Source organism: Aminobacter sp. Piv2-1 (assembly GCF_037625995.1).
Lineage (GTDB): Bacteria > Pseudomonadota > Alphaproteobacteria > Rhizobiales > Rhizobiaceae > Aminobacter.
Genome location: NZ_JARKMU010000023.1, coordinates 1 through 2,999 on the forward strand (window position 1 = coordinate 1; position 2,999 = coordinate 2,999).

General features: G+C 54.8%; 2 rRNA genes (1 of these 2 running past the window's edge). Both read right to left on the reverse strand.

What is annotated here, in order from left to right:
• Nucleotides 1–100: 100 nt before the first annotated feature.
• Nucleotides 101–215: ribosomal RNA gene (rrf, locus tag AmiPiv_RS24725) — 5S ribosomal RNA — on the reverse strand.
• 179 nt (nucleotides 216–394) lie between these two features.
• Nucleotides 395–2,999 (reverse strand): 23S ribosomal RNA (locus AmiPiv_RS24730) (it continues 267 nt past the right edge of the window).

Sequence of the window (2,999 nt, forward strand, 5' to 3'; positions counted from 1 at the left end):
CCAACAGAAAGGGCCGCCCAATCCTTGCGAGACTGGCGGCCCGTTGGTCCCTTTGGCGGGCCATTTATCGTATTGAGAAGATTTTACATGCCCTTGGCAGACCTGGCAGCGACTTACTCTCCCGCGTCTTGAGACGAAGTACCATCAGCGCTGGAGCGTTTCACGGCCGAGTTCGGAATGGGATCGGGTGCAGCCGCTCCGCCATAACCACCAGGTCGGCAAAAGGCATGTAATCGAGAAGCTGTTTTTGTGCCTTGGCGACGTTTGCGATCGGCTTCCGGGCAAGGCCCGCAAGCGCGACTGCGCGTCGCCGGTCGTCCGGCGCCCTCGCGGAGCATAGGCCCTGTAAGGGCCGCTCATGCGTGAGCGCTGGTGATGAACATAAGGAATGAGAACGATCAAGCCTATCGAACTATTAGTACCGGTAAGCTTCATGCGTTGCCGCACTTCCACACCCGGCCTATCAACGTGGTCGTCTTCCACGGTTCTCAGGGAATACTCGTTTTAAGGTGGGTTTCCCGCTTAGATGCCTTCAGCGGTTATCCCGTCCGGATATAGCTACCCTGCTATGCGGCTGGCGCCACAACAGGTCCACCAGAGATCCGTCCATCCCGGTCCTCTCGTACTAGGGACAGATCCTTTCAATATTCCTACACCCACGGCAGATAGGGACCGAACTGTCTCACGACGTTCTGAACCCAACTCACGTACCGCTTTAAATGGCGAACAGCCATACCCTTGGGACCTGCTCCAGCCCCAGGATGCGATGAGTCGACATCGAGGTGCCAAACAACCCCGTCGATATGGACTCTTGGGGGTCATCAGCCTGTTATCCCCGGCGTACCTTTTATCCGTTGAGCGATGGCCCTTCCACACGGGACCACCGGATCACTATGACCGACTTTCGTCTCTGCTCGACTTGTCAGTCTCGCAGTCAGGCAGGCTTATGCCATTGCACTCAGCGAACGATTTCCGACCGTTCTGAGCCCACCATCGCGCGCCTCCGTTACTCTTTAGGAGGCGACCGCCCCAGTCAAACTACCCACCATACATTGTCCCGGACCCGGATAACGGGCCGCGGTTAGACATCCATAGAGATAAGGGTGGTATTTCAAGGGTGGCTCCACCAAGGCTGGCGCCCTGGCTTCAAAGCCTACCACCTATCCTACACATGCCACTACGAATGCCAATGTAAAGCTATAGTAAAGGTGCACGGGGTCTTTCCGTCTAACCGCAGGAACCCCGCATCTTCACGGGGAATTCAATTTCACTGAGTCTATGCTGGAGACAGCGGGGAAGTCGTTACGCCATTCGTGCAGGTCGGAACTTACCCGACAAGGAATTTCGCTACCTTAGGACCGTTATAGTTACGGCCGCCGTTTACTGGGGCTTCGATTCAAAGCTTGCACCTCTCCTCTTAACCTTCCAGCACCGGGCAGGCGTCAGACCCTATACGTCGCCTTGCGGCTTCGCAGAGCCCTGTGTTTTTGATAAACAGTCGCTACCCCCTGGTCTGTGCCACCCTCCTACGGTTGCCCGCAAAAGGGTCACGCTTCTTCCGAAGTTACGCGTGCAATTTGCCGAGTTCCTTCAGCATAGTTCTCTCAAGCGCCTTGGTATACTCTACCAGTCCACCAGTGTCGGTTTCGGGTACGGTCTATAAGTGGGAGCTATTTCCTGGAACCGCTCCGCTGCCGGGATCAATCCGATAAGACCCGACAACTTGTGCGATCCGTCACTACCCACAGGCCCACGAATATTAACGTGGTTCCCATCGTCTACGCATTTCTGCCTCGACTTAGGGGCCGGCTAACCCTGCTCAGATTAACTTTAAGCAGGAACCCTTGGACTTTCGGCGGGGGAGTCTCTCACTCCCCTTACGTTACTCATGTCAGCATTCGCACTTCTGATACCTCCACCGCCCCTCGCAGGTACGGCTTCACTGGCTTACAGAACGCTCCGCTACCGCTTGCAGCAAGCTGCAAACCCTAAGCTTCGGTGTATGGCTTGAGCCCCGGTACATTTTCGGCGCAAAGACCCTTATTTAGACCAGTGAGCTGTTACGCTTTCTTTAAATGATGGCTGCTTCTAAGCCAACATCCTGGTTGTTTTGGGATCCTCACATCCTTTCCCACTTAGCCATAACTTGGGGACCTTAGCTGTAGGTCAGGGTTGTTTCCCTTTTCACGACGGACGTTAGCACCCGCCGTGTGTCTGCCGACTAGTACTCCCAGGTATTCGGAGTTTGGTTAGGTTTGGTAATCCGGTGAGGACCCCTAGCCCATCCAGTGCTCTACCCCCTGGGGTATTCGGTCGACGCTCTACCTAAATAGATTTCGCGGAGAACCAGCTATTTCCGAGTTTGATTGGCCTTTCACCCCTAGCCACAAGTCATCCCGAACTATTGCAACAGTTATGGGTTCGGTCCTCCAGTAAGTGTTACCTTACCTTCAACCTGCTCATGGCTAGATCACTCGGTTTCGGGTCTAATGCGTCGAACTGAACGCCCTGTTCAGACTCGCTTTCGCTGCGCCTACACCTACCGGCTTAAGCTTGCTCGACACACTAAGTCGCTGACCCATTATACAAAAGGTACGATGTCACCATTTCAGGCTCCATCTGTTTGTAGGCAACCGGTTTCAGGTACTCTTTCACTCCCCTTGTCGGGGTGCTTTTCACCTTTCCCTCACGGTACTAGTTCGCTATCGGTCATGCACGAGTACTTAGGCTTGGAGAGTGGTCTCCCCATGTTCAGACAGGATTTCACGTGTCCCGCCTTACTCAAGGACCTGCAGTCGCATTACGCGTACGGGGCTATCACCCACTATGGCCGACCTTTCCAGGTCGTTCCGCTTGTCTCCTGCAGGCCACTGGCCTGGTCCGCGTTCGCTCGCCACTACTTGCGGAGTCTCGGTTGATGTCCTTTCCTACGGGTACTTAGATGTTTCAGTTCCCCGCGTTCGCCACTTTACCCCTATGTATTCAGGGTAAGTTACCTA